13 protein-coding genes are annotated in these 16,913 nt (G+C 71.8%); 9 read left to right on the top strand and 4 right to left on the bottom strand.

The window, feature by feature from the left end:
* Positions 1 to 108: 108 nt before the first annotated feature.
* Positions 109 to 1,335, top strand: coding sequence for a 3-deoxy-D-manno-octulosonic acid transferase (locus AAC134_RS14695; protein ID WP_339949857.1), 1,227 nt, complete (start codon positions 109 to 111; stop codon positions 1,333 to 1,335).
* Entirely contained in the window at positions 1,335 to 2,366 is a 1,032-nt protein-coding gene (gene lpxK / locus AAC134_RS14690; protein ID WP_339949895.1) for a tetraacyldisaccharide 4'-kinase, read from the top strand. Before AAC134_RS14695 ends, lpxK begins: the two co-directional genes overlap by 1 nt.
* 149 nt (positions 2,367 to 2,515) lie before the next feature.
* Here lpxK and AAC134_RS14685 read toward each other — a convergent pair whose 3' ends face one another.
* The 3 genes from AAC134_RS14685 to AAC134_RS14675 form a co-directional block, all read right to left on the bottom strand.
* Entirely contained in the window at positions 2,516 to 3,316 is an 801-nt protein-coding gene (locus AAC134_RS14685) for an FAD binding domain-containing protein (RefSeq protein ID WP_339949856.1), read from the bottom strand.
* A 106-nt stretch (positions 3,317 to 3,422) separates the two neighbouring features.
* Positions 3,423 to 5,795, bottom strand: a complete 2,373-nt coding sequence (locus AAC134_RS14680) for a xanthine dehydrogenase family protein molybdopterin-binding subunit (protein ID WP_339949855.1) — start codon at positions 5,793 to 5,795, stop codon at positions 3,423 to 3,425.
* Positions 5,796 to 6,348: 553 nt separating this feature from the next.
* Positions 6,349 to 7,806 (bottom strand): short-chain fatty acyl-CoA regulator family protein, encoded by a 1,458-nt coding sequence (locus tag AAC134_RS14675; protein WP_339949854.1) that lies wholly within the window; start codon positions 7,804 to 7,806, stop codon positions 6,349 to 6,351.
* Between the two features lie 152 nt (positions 7,807 to 7,958).
* Here AAC134_RS14675 and AAC134_RS14670 point away from each other — a divergent pair, with 152 nt between their 5' ends.
* From AAC134_RS14670 to AAC134_RS14645, 6 genes are all read left to right on the top strand, one after another.
* A complete protein-coding gene (locus AAC134_RS14670) occupies positions 7,959 to 9,491 on the top strand; it encodes an acyl-CoA carboxylase subunit beta (RefSeq protein ID WP_339949853.1) in 1,533 nt (510 codons plus the stop codon).
* Between the two features lie 27 nt (positions 9,492 to 9,518).
* Positions 9,519 to 9,917 (top strand): RidA family protein, encoded by a 399-nt coding sequence (locus AAC134_RS14665; protein WP_339949852.1) that lies wholly within the window; start codon positions 9,519 to 9,521, stop codon positions 9,915 to 9,917.
* A gap of 183 nt (positions 9,918 to 10,100) precedes the next feature.
* The gene (locus tag AAC134_RS14660) at positions 10,101 to 10,364 is read left to right on the top strand and encodes a hypothetical protein (RefSeq protein ID WP_339949851.1); all 264 of its coding nucleotides are present in this window, start codon (positions 10,101 to 10,103) and stop codon (positions 10,362 to 10,364) included.
* 157 nt (positions 10,365 to 10,521) lie between these two features.
* Positions 10,522 to 10,776 carry a YMGG-like glycine zipper-containing protein gene (locus tag AAC134_RS14655; RefSeq protein WP_339949850.1) on the top strand — a complete coding sequence of 85 codons (255 nt, stop codon included), beginning with the start codon at positions 10,522 to 10,524 and terminating at the stop codon, positions 10,774 to 10,776.
* Between the two features lie 243 nt (positions 10,777 to 11,019).
* Positions 11,020 to 11,295 (top strand): hypothetical protein, encoded by a 276-nt coding sequence (locus AAC134_RS14650; protein ID WP_339949849.1) that lies wholly within the window; start codon positions 11,020 to 11,022, stop codon positions 11,293 to 11,295.
* 194 nt (positions 11,296 to 11,489) lie between these two features.
* Positions 11,490 to 13,487 carry an acetyl/propionyl/methylcrotonyl-CoA carboxylase subunit alpha gene (locus AAC134_RS14645; protein WP_339949848.1) on the top strand — a complete coding sequence of 666 codons (1,998 nt, stop codon included), beginning with the start codon at positions 11,490 to 11,492 and terminating at the stop codon, positions 13,485 to 13,487.
* Between the two features lie 258 nt (positions 13,488 to 13,745).
* On the opposite strand, the gene AAC134_RS14640 is transcribed toward AAC134_RS14645, so the two are convergent.
* On the bottom strand, positions 13,746 to 14,168 hold the full coding sequence (locus AAC134_RS14640) for a DUF4174 domain-containing protein (protein WP_339949847.1): 423 nt from the start codon (positions 14,166 to 14,168) through the stop codon (positions 13,746 to 13,748).
* Positions 14,169 to 14,554: 386 nt separating this feature from the next.
* Between AAC134_RS14640 and scpA the strand changes: the two genes are divergently transcribed.
* Positions 14,555 to 16,705, top strand: a complete 2,151-nt coding sequence (gene scpA, locus AAC134_RS14635) for a methylmalonyl-CoA mutase (RefSeq protein WP_339949846.1) — start codon at positions 14,555 to 14,557, stop codon at positions 16,703 to 16,705.
* Positions 16,706 to 16,913 lie beyond the last annotated feature (208 nt).

The raw sequence follows: 16,913 nt of genomic DNA, 5'->3' as shown, positions 1-16,913 counted from the left end.
ATCTCACCCGCGCTGACGCTCTACCTGATCCTCGCCCGCCTCGCGGGGCCGCTGGCGCCCCGGCTGCTGGCAAGGCGCGCCGCCCGCGGCAAGGAGGCGCGCGCGCGGATGCGCGAGAAGCTGGGCGAGCCGGGGCTCGATCGCCCGCCGGGTCCGCTGGCCTGGTTCCATGCCGCGAGCGTGGGCGAGTCGCTCTCGGTGCTGGGGCTGATCGCCGAGCTGCGCGCCGCCCGGCCCGACGTCTCGGTGCTGGTGACCACGGGGACCCTGACCTCGGCCGAGCTGATGGCCGCGCGCCTGCCCGAGGGCTGCCGCCACCAGTTCGCCCCCCTCGACCTCGGCCGCGCGCCGAAACGCTTTGTGGCCCACTGGCGCCCCGACCTCTGCGTCTGGGTCGAGAGCGAGATCTGGCCCGCGCTGCTCGAGGCCGCGGCCGCCTCCGGCGCCCCGGCCGCGCTGGTCAACGCCCGGATGTCCGAGCGGTCGGCCCGCGGCTGGCGCCGGGCGCCGGGGATGATCGCCCAGCTTCTGCGCCGCTTCGCGGCGGTGCTGGCGCAGGACGAGGACGGGGCCGCGCGGCTGCGCCGGCTGGGGGCCGCGAACGCGCGGGCCTCTGGCTCGCTGAAGGCGGGCGCGGCGCCGCCCGACCGGCCGAGCCTGCGCACGGCGACGCTCTCGGCGCTGCGCGGCCGGCCGCTGTGGCTCGCGGCCTCCACCCATGAGGGCGAGGAGATGGCCGTCGCCGAGGCGCAGCGCACTGCCGCGACCCGCGTGCCGGGCCTCGTCTGTCTTCTGGTCCCCCGCCACCCCGAACGGGGCGAGGAGATCGCGCGGGAGCTGTGGTCGCGCGGCCTGCGGGTCGCCCGACGCGGCCGCGGCCAGGCGCTGGGCCCGCAGGACGAGATCCACGTGCTAGACACGCTGGGCGAGATGGGGGCGTGGCTGAGGCTCGCGCCTGTGGCCTTCATCGGCGGCTCGCTGGTCGACCGGGGCGGGCACAACCCCCATGAGCCCGCAGCTCTGGGCGCCGCGATCCTGCACGGGCCGCATGTGGCGAACTTCCGCGCCGACTACGCGGCCCTCGCCGCCGCGGGGGGAGCGCGGGAGGTCGCCGACGGTCCGGCGCTGGGCGAGGCGGTGGCCGACCTTCTGACCGAGGCTCCCGCGCGGGAGCGGATGGTCGCGGCCGCCCGCACGGCCCTCGGCGACGGGCGCGGCGCGACGCAGACGACGCTGGCCGCGCTGCTGCCCCTGCTGCCGCCGCGCGCGGGGGGCGCGGTCTCGGCGTGGGCTGGTCGCGCCGACAAGGACCCCGCCCCGGAGCCTCCGCGATGATGCGCGCCCCCGCCTTCTGGTCGAACCCGCCCGAGCGGCCGGGCCGGCTGGCGCGGCTGCTGGCGCCGCTGGGCCGGCTCTATGCGCGCGCCACCGCGCGGCGGGTGGCGCGGGCGCCGGACTGGCGCGCGCCGGTCCCGGTGATCTGCGTGGGCAACCTGACCGCGGGGGGCGCGGGCAAGACGCCGACCGTGCTCGCGATCCTCGAGATCCTGGGCGAGCTGCGCGTCGAGGCGCATGTGCTGACCCGCGGCCACGGCGGCTCGGCCTCGCGCGGGGCGCCGCATCGTGTGGACATGGCCCGCGACACCGCCGCGCGGACGGGGGACGAGCCGCTGCTGCTCGCCGCCTTCGCGCCGGTCTGGGTCTGCGCCGACCGCGCCGCGGCCGCGAAAGCCGCCGTCGCCGCGGGCGCGCAGGCGCTGGTGATGGACGACGGCTTCCAGAATCCCGGCCTCGCCCGGGATTTTTCCCTGGTGGTCGTCGACGCCGCCTCGGGCTTCGGCAATGGCCTGCCGATTCCCGCCGGCCCCCTGCGGGAGACGGTGGACGCCGGCCTCGCCCGCGCCCAGGCGGCCCTGCTGATCGGCCCTCCTGCGGCCCGCGACCGGATGCGCGAGCGCTGGCCGCAGCTCTCGCGCCTTCCCGTCCATGAGGGCGAGGTTCGGGCGCGCGAGATCGGCATCGACTGGCGGGGCGAGAAGGTGCTGGCCTTCGCCGGCATCGCCCGTCCCGAGAAGTTCTTCGCCACCCTGCGGGGGCTGGGCGCCGATCTGGTCGCCGCCCACGCCTTCCCCGACCACGCGCCGTTCGAGCCCAAGGCGCTGCGCCGGCTCGAGGCCGAGGCCGAGGCCCTGGGCGCGCGCATGGTCACCACAGAGAAGGACGCGGTGCGCCTGCCGGCGTCGTTCCGCGGCAAGGCGATGCCGCTGCCGGTGCATCTCGCGCTGCGCGAGGAGGGATCTGCGGAGGGCGGACTGCGCGCCGCGCTGCGTAACCTATGTTCACAAGACGTTAACTCAACGTCTTGATTTAGCCGTAATTCGAACAGAACGCCGCCGTGTCTCGATTGAAGGATGAATGTGTCCCTCGGTCGTGACGCCTGTCCGCGCACGACAGATTTCTGGGGCGCGCTCGCCGGCGACACGTTCGACCGGCGGCGCGCCCCGTTTTTTTGCCCTTATCCTCCCGCCGCCTGAGCCACCGCGCGCCCGGCCATCACCCGCACCAGGTGCGCGCGATAGGCCGCCGGCGCCGCGACGTCGGTGATCATCCCCTCGGCCGAGACGGTCAGCGGGGTCAGCGCCTCGGGGGTGAAGTCGTCGGCGAGCAGCTGCTCGGCCTCGGTCCAGCGGTAGACGCCCGCGGCCGAGGCGCCGGTGACCGCCACCCGCACCTCCGTCGCGAAGCGGGCGACGAAGACGCCGGCCAGCGCAAAGCCCGAGGCCGGCTGGCGGAACCGCGCGTAGGCGGCGGCGAGCGGCAGGGGGAAGCGGACCTCGGTCAGGATCTCGCCGGCGCGCAGGTCGGTCTCGAACAGGCCGCGGAACCAGGCGTCGGCCGGGATCTCGCGCGCTCCGCCCGCGCCGCGCGCCCGGATCACGGCGCCGAGCGCCAGCGCGGCCGCGGGCCAGCAGGCGGCGGGGTCGTTGTTGACGAGACTGCCGCCGATGGTGCCGCGGTTGCGCACCGCCGGGTCGCCGATGCGCGCAGCGAGCCGCGCCAGCGCGGGCAGCGGCGCCTCGGCCGCGATCCTGGCGTGACAGGTGGCGCCGCGGATGCGGATCTCGCCGCCCTCGATGCGCAGCCCCACCAGCTCGGGCAGGGCGGCCAGCGCCACCACCCGGCCCGGCATCGCCAGGCGCTGGCGCAGGGCGGGGATCAGCGTCTGCCCGCCGCCCAGCGGCAGCGCGTCGTCGGCCTGCAGGGCGGCCACGGCCTCGGCCAGCGAGGCCGGCCGCACGAAGTCGAGGGAATACATCGGTGAGGGCGGCGCGGCTGAGGGGACGGGAACAGGCGGGACGCGGGCCGGAACGCAACGGGCCCCCGCGGAAGGGCGGGGGCCCGGTCGGGTCGTGGCGCGGCGATCAGGCGCCCGCGGCGCGCATCGCGGCCCACACGCGGGCGGGGCTGAGCGGCATGTCGACATGGGCCACCTTGTGCCCGCCCGAATTCAGCGCATCGAGCACCGCGTTGACCAGCGCCGGCGGAGAGCCGATCGCCCCCGCCTCGCCGCAGCCCTTCACGCCCAGCGGGTTGTGGGTGCACGGCGTCTGGCAGGAGTGGTCGACGCCGATATAGGGCAGGTCATGGGCCCGCGGCATGGCGTAGTCCATGTAGGTGCCGGTCAGCAGCTGGCCGTTCTCGTCGAAGACGCAGTGCTCCATCAGCGCCTGGCCGATGCCCTGGGCGACGCCGCCCTGGACCTGGCCCTCGACGATCATCGGGTTGATCACGTTGCCGAAATCGTCCGCGGCCCAGAAGCCCAGCACCTCGGTCTTGCCGGTGTCGGGGTCGACCTCGACCTCGCAGGCGTAGGCGCCGGCGGGATAGGTGAAGTTGGAGGGGTCGTAGAAGGCCTGCTCCTCCAGCCCCGGCTCGAGCTCCTCCAGCGGGTAGTTGTGGGGCACGTAGGCGGCGAGCGCCACTTCGCCGAACGCCACCGAGCGGTCGGTGCCCTTGACGGTGAACTGGCCGTTCTCGAAGGCCACGTCCTCGGCCGAGGCCTCCATCAGGTGGGCGGCGATCTTGCGGGCCTTCTCGATCACCTTGTTGGTGGCGTTGTAGATCGCCGAGCCGCCCACCGACAGCGAGCGCGAGCCGTAGGTGCCCATGCCCATCGAGCCCTTCGAGGTGTCGCCATGGACGATCTCGATCTGGTCCTCGGGCAGGCCCAGCATGTCGGCGACCACCTGGGCGAAGGTCGTCTCGTGCCCCTGACCGTGGGAGTGCGTGCCGGTCCAGACCACCACGCCGCCGGCCGCGTTGACCCGGACCTGGGCGCTCTCGAAGAGGCCCGCGCGGGCGCCGAGCTGGCCGGCGAGGCGGGAGGGGGCGAGGCCGCAGGCCTCGATGTAGCTCGCCACGCCGAAGCCGCGGAGCTTGCCGCGCTTGGCGCTCTCGGCCTTGCGGGCCTCGAAGCCGGCGCGGTCGGAGATCTCCTCGAGCTTGTCCATGGTCGCGGCGTAGTTGCCGGTGTCGTATTCCACCGCCACAGGGGTGGCGTAGGGGAAGCGGTCGGCGGGGATGAAGTTCTTGCGGCGCAGCTCGACGGGATCCATGCCCAGCTCGCGGGCGGCCTGGTCGATGACCCGCTCGAGCTGGTAGGTCGCCTCGGGCCGGCCGGCGCCGCGGTAGGCATCGACGGGCACGGTATTGGTGAACACCGCGCGCACGTTCACGGTGATCTTGGGCGTGAGGTAGTTCCCCGCCATCAGCGTCCCGTGCAGGTAGGTCGGGATCGAGGAGGCGAAGGTCGAGAGATACGCGCCCATGTTGGCGAGCGTGTCGGTGCGCAGCGCCAGGAACTTGCCCTCGGCATCCAGCGCCAGCTCGATCTTGGTGACGTGATCGCGGCCCTGCGCGTCCGAGATGAAGGCCTCGGCCCGCTCGGAGGTCCACTTGACGGGGCGGTTGATCTGCTTGGCGGCCAGCGTGACCAGCGCCTCTTCGGCGTAGTGGTAGATCTTGGTCCCGAAACCGCCGCCGACGTCGGGGGCGACGACCCGCAGCTTGTGCTCGGGGATGCCGAGCACGAAGGCGCCCATCAAGAGCCGGATCACGTGGGGGTTCTGCGAGGTGGTGTAGAGCGTGTGCATGCCCGAGTGCCGCTCGTACTGGCCGATCGCGGCGCGCGGCTCCATCGGGTTGGCGACCAGACGGTTGTTGATCAGCTCGAGCGTGGTGACATGGGCGGCCGAGGCGAAGGCGGCGTCGGTCTCGGCCTGCTCGGTGCCGAAGGTCCAGTCGTAGCAGAGGTTGCCCGGCGCGTCGTCATGCACGTCCGCGCCGCCCGCCAGCGCCTTGCGCATGTCGATGACGGCGGGAAGTTCCTCGAGGTCCATCTCGATCATCTCGGCGGCGTCGCGGGCCTGGGCGTAGGTCTCGGCGACCACGAGGGCGACGGGATCGCCGACGTGACGGACCTTGCCGTGGGCGAGGATCGGGTGCTTGGGCTCCTTCATCGGCGAGCCGTCGCGCGAGTGGATCAGCCAGCCGCAGGGCAGGCCGCCGACAGCCTCGACATCGGCGCCGGTCATCACCGCCAGCACGCCGGGCGCGGCCTTGGCCGCGGCGGTGTCGAGCGCCTTGATCCGCGCATGCGCGGCCGGCGAGCGCAGGATCGCGGCATAGGCCTGGCCGGGCAGGTTGATGTCGTCGGTGTAGCGTCCCTCCCCGGTGAGGAAGCGGACGTCCTCCCGCCGTTTGGAACTGGCGCCGATCCCGAAATCCTTGGGCATGTGGGTCTCCCTGGCTGAGTCGGCGGCGGCGGCCTTGGCCTCCCTGCCGCGCCGGCGACTGGATACGCTGGGCGGGGCGCGGCGCGGGGCCGGTCCCGGTTCGGAGATCTCAGCTGAGGCCGGACGGTGGCGCGCCGGGTCCGCGCGCGGGCCGGTTGGCCGCACGGGCATGCGGGTTGCGCCTGTGAACGCCTGGCATCGCCCGATCCTCCCGTCTGGTTCTGGTTGTCCGGCGCGGTCCGGGCGAGGCCCGCGCTGGTCGGCTGATCGTAGACGCCCGGCGCCCGCGGTCAATGGATTTCCCGGACGCGGGCGCCGCGTCGGGCGCGGCGCCCGCGCCCCGGTTCCGCCCGCGGCGCGCGGCGGGCGGCGGCGTGGGCTGAGAGGGGGCCTGTGGCGGGCGGCGCGTGGGGAGGGGGCGCCTTGCGGCGTGGAGGGCGGGGAGCGCCGCGTCGGGGGCGCGCCGGTGGCGCGGGCTTGCGCGCGGCGCGGGGTCGGCGTTGGCCCTCGTGGCAAGAGGCGCCTGTGGCCAGGGCGCGGCGGAGGGCGCGCGTCAGGGCTTGTCGGCAGGCGTCTCGCGCGCGCCGCGTCCGCCGGGGGCGGCGAGGCTGTAGGGCAGCAGGTCGCGGCGCGAATGGTCCACCGCGATCGCCGTCTTCAGCGGCGGAACCGAGCGCTGGTGGCAGTCCGCCCGCTCGCAGATCCGGCAGCTGATCCCGATCGGCTCGTAGGAGGCCGGCGCGGCCAGGTCCAGGTCGTCGGCATAGACCAGCCGGTCGGCGAAGCGCACCTCGCAGCCCAGCCCGATCGCATAGCGCCGCGTCGGCCGCCGGAAGCCGCCGCCGGGCTTGGTCACGTCGCGCGCAAGGGAGATGTAGCGCACCCCGTCGGGGGTCTCGGCGAGCTGGCGCAGCAGGCGGCCCGGCGTCTCGAAGGCCTGGTGCACGTTCCACAGCGGACAGGCCGAGCCATAGCGCGCGAACTGCAGCCGGGTGGCCGAGTGGCGCTTGGTGATCGTGCCGGCCTGGTCGACGCGCACGAACCAGAAGGGCACGCCCTGCGCGCCGCGGCGCTGGAGGGTGGACAGGCGGTGGGCCACCTGCTCGATCGAGGCGCCGAACTGGTCGGCCAGCAGCTCGATGTCGTGGCGCTGCTCCTCGGCGGCCTCCTGGAAGGCGGCGTAGGGCAGGACGGCGGCGCCGGCGAAATAGTTGGCCAGACCGATCTTGCAGATCTCGCGCGCCTCGTCCGAGCCGAAGCCCGCAAGGTCGAGCGTCGCCTCGATCAGGTCGCCGTAGGAGGTCAGCGCCACCTGCACGGCGGCCTGGAAGGCGCGCGTGGCGGGCGAGGTGCGCGAGGACAGGGTCAGCGTGTCGCCGTCCAGCATCCGCAGGGCGGGCGTGTCGGCGATGCGCAGGGTCAGCCCGTGGCGATTCGCCAGCCAGTCGGCGGCGGCCTGAAGGCGGTCGCGCCCCGGGCCGGGGCGTCCGAAGCCGGTGGCGGTCGCGAAGCTCTCGGCCGCGCGGTCGACGGCGTCGATGTAGTTGTCGCAATAGTGGAAGAAGTCGCGCACCTCCTCCCAGGGCTGGGGGGCGATACCGTCCTCGCGGCCGAGCGCGTCGTCGAGGCTCGCCAGCCGCTCGCCCCGCTGGCGGAAGGCTCGGTGCAGCGACAGGAAGGCGCGCGCGAGCGAGGGCGCGTTGGAGGCCGCGAGCTCGAGGTCCGCCATCGGCGGCTGGGCGCCGTCGAAGACCGGATCGGCCAGCGCCTCGCGCATGTCGGCGGTCAGGCGCTGGGATTCGCCGACCGAAAGGGTCGAGAGGTTCACCCCGAACCGCTCCGACAACGCGATCACCACCGCGGCCGAGACCGGGCGGTGGTTGTTCTCCATCTGGTTGAGGTAGCTGAGCGAGATCCCCAGCGCCTCGGCGTAGACGGCCTGGGTCAGGCCCTGCTCGCGGCGGATCTCGCGCAGGCGGACGCCGGCATAGAGTTTTCGGGCGCGGGTCAATCGGGCCTCCGGCGTATTCGCAACTTCGCAATTTGCAGAACTGAAGTTCCCTAAACTTTGCACCTCCGCGCGACAAGGCTTTTCCCGGGCCCCGCCGCAGCGATACGGTGCCGGGCCGGAATGGGACGGAACTCGGCCGAGAAGGGACCCCGATGAACGATATCCTCGCGGAGCTTGAACTTCGGCGCCAGACCGCGCGCCTGGGCGGCGGACAGAAGCGGATCGACAGCCAGCATGCCAAGGGCAAGCTGACCGCGCGCGAGCGCGTCGAGCTGTTCCTGGACGAGGGCTCGTTCGAAGAATTCGACATGTTCGTGGCCCACCGCTGCACCGACTTCGGGATGGAGCAGGACCGCCCCTACGGCGACGGCGTGGTCACCGGCTGGGGCACGGTCAACGGCCGCCAGGTCTATGTCTTCTCCCAGGACTTCACGGTGTTCGGCGGCTCGCTGTCCGAGACCCACGCCCAGAAGATCTGCAAGATCATGGACATGGCGATGCGCAACGGCGCGCCGGTGATCGGGCTGAACGACTCGGGCGGCGCGCGGATCCAGGAGGGCGTGGCCTCGCTGGCCGGCTACGCCGAGGTGTTCCAGCGCAACATCATGGCCTCGGGCGTGGTGCCCCAGATCTCGGTGATCATGGGGCCCTGCGCGGGCGGCGCGGTCTATTCGCCCGCGATGACCGACTTCATCTTCATGGTGCGCGACAGCTCCTACATGTTCGTCACCGGCCCCGACGTGGTGAAGACGGTGACCAACGAGGTGGTCACCGCCGAGGAGCTCGGCGGCGCCAAGACCCACACCTCGAAGTCCTCGGTCGCCGACGGCGCCTATGACAACGACGTCGAGGCCCTGATCCAGACCCGCCGGCTGGTGGACTTCCTGCCGCTGTCGAACCGCGAGAAGCCGCCCGTGCGGCCCTTCTTCGACACCGTGGACCGGATCGAGACCAGCCTCGACACGCTGATCCCCGACAACCCCAACAAGCCCTACGACATGAAGGAGCTGATCGAGAAGGTCGCCGACGAGGGCGATTTCTTCGAGATCCAGGCCGACTTCGCCAAGAACATGATCACCGGCTTCATCCGCATGGAGGGCGAGACGGTGGGCGTCGTCGCCAACCAGCCGATGGTGCTGGCCGGCTGCCTCGACATCGACAGCTCGCGCAAAGCCGCGCGCTTCGTGCGTTTCTGCGACTGCTTCAACATCCCGATCCTGACCTTCGTGGACGTGCCGGGCTTCCTGCCGGGCACGGGCCAGGAGTACGGCGGCGTCATCAAGCACGGCGCCAAGCTGCTGTTCGCCTATGGCGAGGCGACGGTGCCCAAGGTCACGGTGATCACCCGCAAGGCCTACGGCGGCGCCTACGACGTCATGGCTTCCAAGCACCTGCGCGGCGACATCAACTACGCCTGGCCGACGGCCGAGATCGCGGTGATGGGCGCCAAGGGCGCGACCGAGATCCTGTATCGCTCCGAACTCGGCGACCCCGAGAAGATCGCCGCGCGGGCCAAGAACTACGAGGACCGGTTCGCCAACCCGTTCGTGGCGGCCGAGAAGGGCTTCATCGACGAGGTGATCATGCCCCAGTCGACCCGCAAGCGGGTGGCCCGCGCCTTCGCCGCGCTTCGCAACAAGAAGCTCGAGAACCCGTGGAAGAAGCACGACAACATTCCGCTCTGAGCGCGGAATAGTCCGGCGGGGACCCAGATGGACCATCCCATCTTCCATATGATCGGCGGGGGGCCGCGGCCGGTGGCCCCCTTCAGCCATGCCGTCGAGGCCGACGGCTGGGTGATCCTGACCGGGCAGATGCCGACCGACCCGCAAGCGCCCGACGCCCCTCTGCCGGAGGGGATCGAGGCGCAGACGCGGCGCGTGATCGAGAACCTCGCGATCGTGCTGGCGGGCGTCGGGCTGGATCTGTCCCACGTCGTGCAATGCCGCTGCTTCCTGACGGAGTTCGAGCGGGACTACGCGGCGTTCAACGCCGCCTACAAGAGCGTCTTCCCCGACGACCGCCTGCCGGCGCGCACCACCGTGGGCGTCACGGCGCTGGCCGTGGGCGCGCTGGTCGAGATCGACTGCATCGCGAGGCGGCCGGGATGAGCGCGCCGGGTCAGGACTTCGCAACACGGGCGGCCGACTTCGCACGGGGAAAGGACTCGTTCACCATGAGTCCGGCCCCGGACGCCTGTGGTCGCCGCGCGTTCCCGATCCGCGCCTGTGCGCTATCTGTCGCGACAGCGATGCAGATGTCGGCCGGGGCGGCGCCCCGGGGGGAGACGCGCGATGACGCCCGATCCGAAGAAGCCTCACGACCCCTGCAGGCTGGCGAAATTCGTCGCCCTGCATGCCGCGACCGGGATCGTGGCGGGCTGGGTCTGCCTGCTGATCCTGCTGTGGCTCGACATCGGGGGGCTGGGCAGCCTGATCGAGCGGGCCGAGCGGAGCGAGATGGCCACCGTCCTGCTCGCCATCGGCTTTGGAACCAGCTTCGGCTTCGTGGGCATCGCCTGGGGCGTGCTGGCGGTGCTGCCCCACGAGAAGGACTGACCTCGGCCGCGGAGGCCCGCGCACGGGCCTGTCCGCCGCTTCGGACGCCTTTCCGCATCGTGGAAGGACTGGGGCGACACGTCGCCCGTTTTCGCTCCGATTCCGCCACAGGCCGCGCCCATCTTTCTCTCAACCAGCGAGAGAGAGGAGAAGCGAAATGTCGGTCTACTCTAACAGCATCCTGCGTCGCGGCCTTCTGTCGGCCTCGGTCCTGGCGATGGGCCTTGGCCTCGCCGCCTGCGGCAATTCGACGGGCGAGCGCGCCCTCTCCGGCGGCGCGATCGGCGCGGGCGTGGGCGCCGCGGCCGGCGCCGTCACCGGCGGCAGCGCAGCGACCGGCGCCATCGTGGGCGGCGCGGCGGGCGCCGCGACCGGGGCCCTCACCGACGCCGACGACCTGCGCCTCGACTGAGGCCACGGGCTGCGCGCGCCTTTCGCGGCGCGCGCGTCCTTGCGAAGTCCGCGCGGCTGCGGTCCGCGCGGCGACCGGACCGGCGGGGAGCCCTGGCTCCGCGCCGGTTCATCTTTGTCAGACTTCGCGCTCCGCCGCCGCGATCACGCGAACGTGGGCCCCGAAATCGCCCCCGTCCGACGGAACTTCCGCCCAGCTTCGTGTGCAGTTTCGGACCAAGATCCGAGCACAAGGAGGGACGGCATGTCCTCGAGCAGTTTCACCACTCCGCGCATCGCCCTGGGCGCCGGCCTCGCCGCGCTGCTGCTGGCCGCAGGCTGCGGCCAGTCGACGGGCGAGCGGGCCCTGTCGGGCGGCGCCATCGGCGCCGGCGTGGGCGCAGGCGCCGCGGCCGTCACCGGCGGCGACTGGGCGACCGGCGCCATCGTGGGCGGCGCGGCGGGCGCCGCGACCGGCGCGCTCACCGATTCCGACGACATCGACCTCAACGGCAACAACCGCAAGAAGCGGCGCCGCTGACGCTTCGCGCGCGACCCCGGACGCCCTGCGCGTCCGCCTCGCGCGCCCGATCCCGGTCCGCCGCGACGCCCTGACGGGCGCCGCGCGCGCGGCCCGCATCCATCACCCCTCGGCCCGCCGCGCCTCCGCGCGGCGGGCCGTCGTGCATTCCGGGCCGGCCTTCGCCGCCTGACCAACCCAACCGGGGAGGGACGATGTTCAAGAAGATCCTGATCGCCAACCGCGGCGAGATCGCCTGCCGGGTGATCAAGACGGCCCGCAAGATGGGCATCAAGACCGTGGCGGTCTATTCGGACGCCGACAAGACCGCGCTGCATGTGCGCATGGCCGACGAGGCGGTCCACATCGGACCGGCGCCGGCCTCCGAGTCCTATATCGTGATGGACAAGATCCTGGACGCCATCAAGCAGAGCGGCGCCGAGGCGGTGCATCCGGGCTATGGCTTCCTGTCGGAGAACCCGAAGTTCGCCAAGGCGCTCGACGAGGCCGGCGTCGCCTTCATCGGCCCGCCCACCGGCGCGATCGAGGCGATGGGCGACAAGATCACCTCCAAGAAGCTGGCCGCCGAGGCGGGGGTGAACACCGTCCCCGGCTACATGGGCCTGATCGAGGACGCCGACGAGGCGGTCAAGATTGCCAACGACATCGGCTATCCGGTGATGATCAAGGCCTCCGCCGGCGGCGGCGGCAAGGGCATGCGCATCGCCTGGACCGACCAGGAGGCGCGCGAGGGGTTCCAGAGCTCGAAGAACGAGGCCAAGTCGAGCTTCGGCGACGACCGGATCTTCATCGAGAAGTTCGTCACCCAGCCCCGCCACATCGAGATCCAGGTGCTGGGCGACAAGCACGGCAACTGCCTGTATCTCAATGAGCGCGAATGCTCGATCCAGCGGCGCAACCAGAAGGTCATCGAGGAGGCGCCTTCGCCGTTCCTCGATGAAGAGACCCGCAAGGCCATGGGCGAGCAGTCCGTGGCGCTGGCCAAGGCGGTCGACTACTGCTCGGCCGGCACGGTGGAGTTCATCGTCGACGGGGATCGGAACTTCTACTTCCTCGAGATGAACACCCGCCTGCAGGTGGAGCATCCCGTCACCGAACTGATCACCGGCATCGATCTCGTCGAGCAGATGATCAAGGTGGCCTGGGGCGAGAAGCTCTCGATGACCCAGGCCGACATCGGCATCAACGGCTGGGCGATCGAGAGCCGGCTCTACGCCGAGGATCCCTATCGCAACTTCCTGCCCTCGATCGGTCGTCTGACCCGCTATAACCCGCCCGAGGAGGTCGCCACCAACTCGATGGCCGTGCGCAACGACACGGGCGTGTTCGAGGGCGGCGAGATCTCGATGTTCTACGACCCGATGATCGCCAAGCTGTGCTCCTGGGCGCCGACGCGTCTGGAGGCGATCGAGGTGATGCGCGACGCGCTCGACGGGTTCGAGGTCGAGGGGATCGGCCACAACCTGCCGTTCTGCGCGGCGGTGATGGACCATCCGCGGTTCGTCTCGGGCGACATCTCGACCGCCTTCATCCAGGAGGAATACCCCGAGGGCTTCGAGGGCGCGACGCTGAGCCCTGAGTCGCTCAAGCGTCTGGCGGGGGCGGCCTCGGCCTTCAACATGATCGTCGAGGGGCGCGCGGCGCAGATCTCTGGCGCGATGCGCAACCACACGCGGCGGGTGGATCCGCAGTGGGTGGTTCGGATCGGCGGCGAGAGCTTCGACACGGTGGTGGCCGAGGTGGCCGGGGGCTGGGACGTGACCATCGACGGCGAGACCAGCCGGGTGGAGACGGACTGGACCCCGGGCAAGACGCTGGCGCGCGCGGTGATCGACGGCAAGCCGATGACGGCGAAGGTGAACCTGGGGCTCGGCGGGGCGCGGGTGCGCTACCGCGGGGCCGATCTGAAGGTGCAGGTGCTGACCCCGCGCCAGGCGGTGCTGGCGGCGATGATGCCGGTCAAGACGCCGCCCGACACCTCGAAGATGCTGCTGTGCCCGATGCCCGGCCTGATCGTCTCGGTCGACGTGGAGGAGGGGCAGGAGGTCCAGGAGGGCCAGGTGCTCGCCGTGGTCGAGGCGATGAAGATGGAGAACGTGCTGCGCGCCGAAAAGCGGGCCGTGGTCTCCAAGGTCAACGCCAAGGCCGGCGACAGCCTGGCGGTCGACGACGTGATCATGGAGTTCGAGTGAGGCGATGACCCGGGCCAGGGCTTCCACGCGCGATCGGGACGGGGCGGCTGCGGCCGCTCCGGCCCGGCTGCGCGCGGGGGGCGGCCCGGGGCGCGGCGCCGCGGGCGGGATCGCGGCGGGCGGCGGGCGCGGGTCCGCTGGCCGGATCGAGACGGCTGGCGGAATCGCGACGGTCGGGCGGCCCTCGCGGCCCGCTGCGCGGACCTCTCGCCCCGCCCGACCGTCCCCCTCGGGGGCGCGGCCTTGCGGGCGGGGGCCTCAGCGGCGGCCGAGCTCCTGCTGGCGGATCGGCAGGCGGTCGATCAGCCGCGCCAGGCTGTCGCCGGTCATCGGCTGGGGGCTGCGCTTCTTCACCTCGCCGTCCTTGCCGACCACGATGACGTTGAAATCGTGGGGGCGGAACTTGCGGCGCAGGTCGGTGGTCTCGTACCGGGAGGGGCCGGGCTCGGTGTCGACGATAACCACCACGTCGCGTTCCTCGAGGTCGGCGGCGACACGCTCGAATTCCGAGATCTGGCGGAGCAGGCGCGGGTCGCGGTCGTTGTTGGCGAAGACCACGACCGGGCGCGCCGTCCACAGGTAGGGGGCGAGCGGGTCCTCGCCGGTCTGGGCGTCGAGGCGTGCGGCCGGGAGCAGGGCAAGGGCCCCGAGGGCGGCGAGAAGACGTCGTCTGAGGATCATCGGCTCCGGTCCGGGAGGGCTGCTGCGAGGCGGCCGGGTCAGGAGAGATATAGGGGGTTCGCCCCGGCGCGGCCAGCCGCGCCGGTCACGGCCTCGGGAGCGGCGGCCGCGGGCCGGCGTCGCGCGACCGCCGCCGGCGGGTCGGGCAGACGGTTCCGGGGCGGTGTGACTGCGCCCCGGGCGCGGAGGGTCGCCGATGCGCGGCAGGCAAGAACGCCTGCGCAGGCGCGGCGGGTCTGGTTTGCCGCGCAGGCGCGGCGGGCCTGTCTTGCCGCGCAGACGCGGCGGAACGAGTTTGCCGCCTCGGCGCGGCGAGTTGGGATGGCCGCGCCTGGCGCGGCGGAAGGCAACGGACGGCGCGGCGGGCGCCGGGAAGGAGCATCGGGATGAGCAAGTCTGATCTGGAGGCCTGGCGCTCGCTGGCCGAGAAGGAACTCAAGGGCAAGAGCCTCGAGGACCTGGTCTGGAAGACGATCGAGGGGATCGACGTGAAGCCCCTCTATACCGAGGCGGATCTGGCCTCGGTCGACCACCTGGGCTCGGTGCCCGGGCAGTATCCGTTCGTGCGCGGGCCGAGGGCCACGATGTACGCGGGGCGGCCCTGGACGATCCGGCAGTATGCGGGCTTCTCGACCGCCGAAGAATCCAACAACTTCTACCGCAAGGCGCTGGCGGCGGGGCAGCAGGGCGTCTCGGTCGCCTTCGATCTGGCCACCCATCGCGGCTACGACAGCGACCACCCGCGGGTGATCGGCGATGTGGGCAAGGCGGGGGTGGCCATCGACTCGGTCGAGGACATGAAGATCCTCTTCGACGGCATCCCGCTCGAGAAGGTCTCGGTCTCGATGACCATGAACGGGGCGGTGATCCCGATCCTGGCGAGCTTCATCGTGGCGGGCGAGGAGCAGGGGGTCGAGCGCAAGCTGCTCTCGGGGACCATTCAGAACGACATTCTCAAAGAGTTCATGGTGCGGAACACCTACATCTATCCGCCCGAGCCCTCGATGAAGATCATTGCCGACATCATCGAGTACACCTCCAACGAGATGCCGAAGTTCAACTCGATCTCGATCTCCGGCTACCACATGCAGGAGGCGGGCGCGAACCTGGTGCAGGAGCTGGCCTTCACCATCGCCGACGGCATGGAATACGTGCGCGCGGCCATGGCCAAGGGCCTGACGGTGGACCAGTTCGCGGGGCGCCTGTCGTTCTTCTTCGCCATCGGCATGAACTTCTTCATGGAGGCCGCGAAGCTGCGCGCCGCCCGCCTGCTGTGGGCCCGCGTGATGGAGGACTTCGGCGCGCAGAAGCCCGGCTCGAAGATGCTGCGCACCCACTGCCAGACCTCGGGCGTGAGCCTCGCCGAGCAGGACCCCTACAACAACGTCATCCGCACCGCCTACGAGGCGATGTCGGCGGCGCTGGGCGGCACCCAGTCGCTGCACACCAACGCGCTCGACGAGGCGGTGGCGCTGCCGACCGAGTTCTCGGCGCGCATCGCCCGCAACACCCAGCTGATCCTGCAGGAGGAGACCGGGGTCACCAAGGTGGTCGATCCGCTGGCGGGCTCCTACTACGTCGAGAGCCTGACCTCCGAGCTCAAGGACAAGGCCTGGGCCCTGATCCAGGAGATCGAGGAGATGGGCGGCATGACCAAGGCCGTGGCCTCGGGCATGCCCAAGCTGCGGATCGAGGAATCGGCGGCGATGCGCCAGGCCGGCATCGACCGCGGCGACGAGGTGATCATCGGAGTGAACAAGTACCGCCTCGCCAAGGAGGACGATCTCGACATTCTCGACATCGACAACGAGGCGGTGCTCAAGAGCCAGGTGGCGCGTCTGAAGTCGGTGCGCGGCAGCCGCGACCAGGCGGCCTGTGACGCCGCGCTGGCGGCGCTGACGAAGGTGGCGGAGACCGGCGAGGGCAACCTGCTGGGCGCCGCGGTCGAGGCGGCGCGGGCCCGCGCCACGGTCGGGGAGATCTCGGACGCCATGGAGAAGACGTTTGGCCGGCATCGCGCCGAGGTGAAGACGCTGTCGGGCGTCTACGGCGCCGCCTACGAGGGCGACGCGGGGTTCAAGGCGATCCAGGACGACGTCGCCGCCTTCGCCGAGGAGGAGGGCCGCCGCCCGCGGATGCTGGTGGTCAAGATGGGCCAGGATGGCCATGACCGCGGCGCCAAGGTGATCGCGACGGCGTTTGCCGACATCGGCTTTGACGTCGACGTGGGGCCGCTGTTCCAGACGCCCGAGGAGGCCGCGGACGACGCGATCGACAACGACGTGCATGTGGTGGGCGTGTCCTCGCAGGCGGCGGGGCACCGGACGCTCGCGCCCAAGCTGATCGAGGCGTTGAAAGCCAAGGGCGCGGGCGACATCCTGGTGATCTGCGGGGGCGTGATTCCGCAGCAGGACTACGAGTTCCTGAAGGGCGCGGGGGTGAAGGCGATCTTCGGGCCGGGGACCAACATCCCCGAGGCCGCGAAGAACATCCTGACCCTGATCCGCGACAGTCGGCGTCCCGAAGCGGCCGAGTAGGGCCGTCCTCGGAGTCCCGTGCGCCGGCGCGCGCACGGAAGGCCCGGTCGTCCCGAAGCGGGCGGCGGGGCGGGAGGAAGCGCCGGGGCGCGTCGGTCGGGAGGCCGGCGCGCCCCTTCCGTTTGGCCCCGCGCGCCCTGTGCAGGGACGTTTCGGGACGGTCGGGGCGGCCCTCGCGTCCGCTGCGCGGCCGCAACGCCCCGCCCGA

It is taken from the genome of uncultured Albimonas sp., from assembly GCF_963977235.1.
Lineage (GTDB): Bacteria > Pseudomonadota > Alphaproteobacteria > Rhodobacterales > Rhodobacteraceae > Albimonas.
This window is presented reverse-complemented; position numbering and strand designations above follow the sequence as displayed.

Bases quoted from the DNA above. Each gene is read 5' to 3' on its own strand.
- AAC134_RS14695 (WP_339949857.1), top strand. From the start codon at position 109: ATGCGCGAGAAGCTGGGCGAGCCGGGGCTCGATCGCCCGCCGGGTCCG.
- AAC134_RS14680 (WP_339949855.1), bottom strand. From the start codon at position 5,795: ATGCCCAAGGATTTCGGGATCGGCGCCAGTTCCAAACGGCGGGAGGAC.
- scpA (WP_339949846.1), top strand. From the start codon at position 14,555: ATGAGCAAGTCTGATCTGGAGGCCTGGCGCTCGCTGGCCGAGAAGGAA.
- AAC134_RS14665 (WP_339949852.1), top strand. From the start codon at position 9,519: ATGGACCATCCCATCTTCCATATGATCGGCGGGGGGCCGCGGCCGGTG.
- AAC134_RS14655 (WP_339949850.1), top strand. From the start codon at position 10,522: ATGTCGGTCTACTCTAACAGCATCCTGCGTCGCGGCCTTCTGTCGGCC.
- lpxK (WP_339949895.1), top strand. From the start codon at position 1,335: ATGCGCGCCCCCGCCTTCTGGTCGAACCCGCCCGAGCGGCCGGGCCGG.
- AAC134_RS14660 (WP_339949851.1), top strand. From the start codon at position 10,101: ATGACGCCCGATCCGAAGAAGCCTCACGACCCCTGCAGGCTGGCGAAA.
- AAC134_RS14650 (WP_339949849.1), top strand. From the start codon at position 11,020: ATGTCCTCGAGCAGTTTCACCACTCCGCGCATCGCCCTGGGCGCCGGC.
- AAC134_RS14640 (WP_339949847.1), bottom strand. From the start codon at position 14,168: ATGATCCTCAGACGACGTCTTCTCGCCGCCCTCGGGGCCCTTGCCCTG.
- AAC134_RS14685 (WP_339949856.1), bottom strand. From the start codon at position 3,316: ATGTATTCCCTCGACTTCGTGCGGCCGGCCTCGCTGGCCGAGGCCGTG.
- AAC134_RS14645 (WP_339949848.1), top strand. From the start codon at position 11,490: ATGTTCAAGAAGATCCTGATCGCCAACCGCGGCGAGATCGCCTGCCGG.
- AAC134_RS14670 (WP_339949853.1), top strand. From the start codon at position 7,959: ATGAACGATATCCTCGCGGAGCTTGAACTTCGGCGCCAGACCGCGCGC.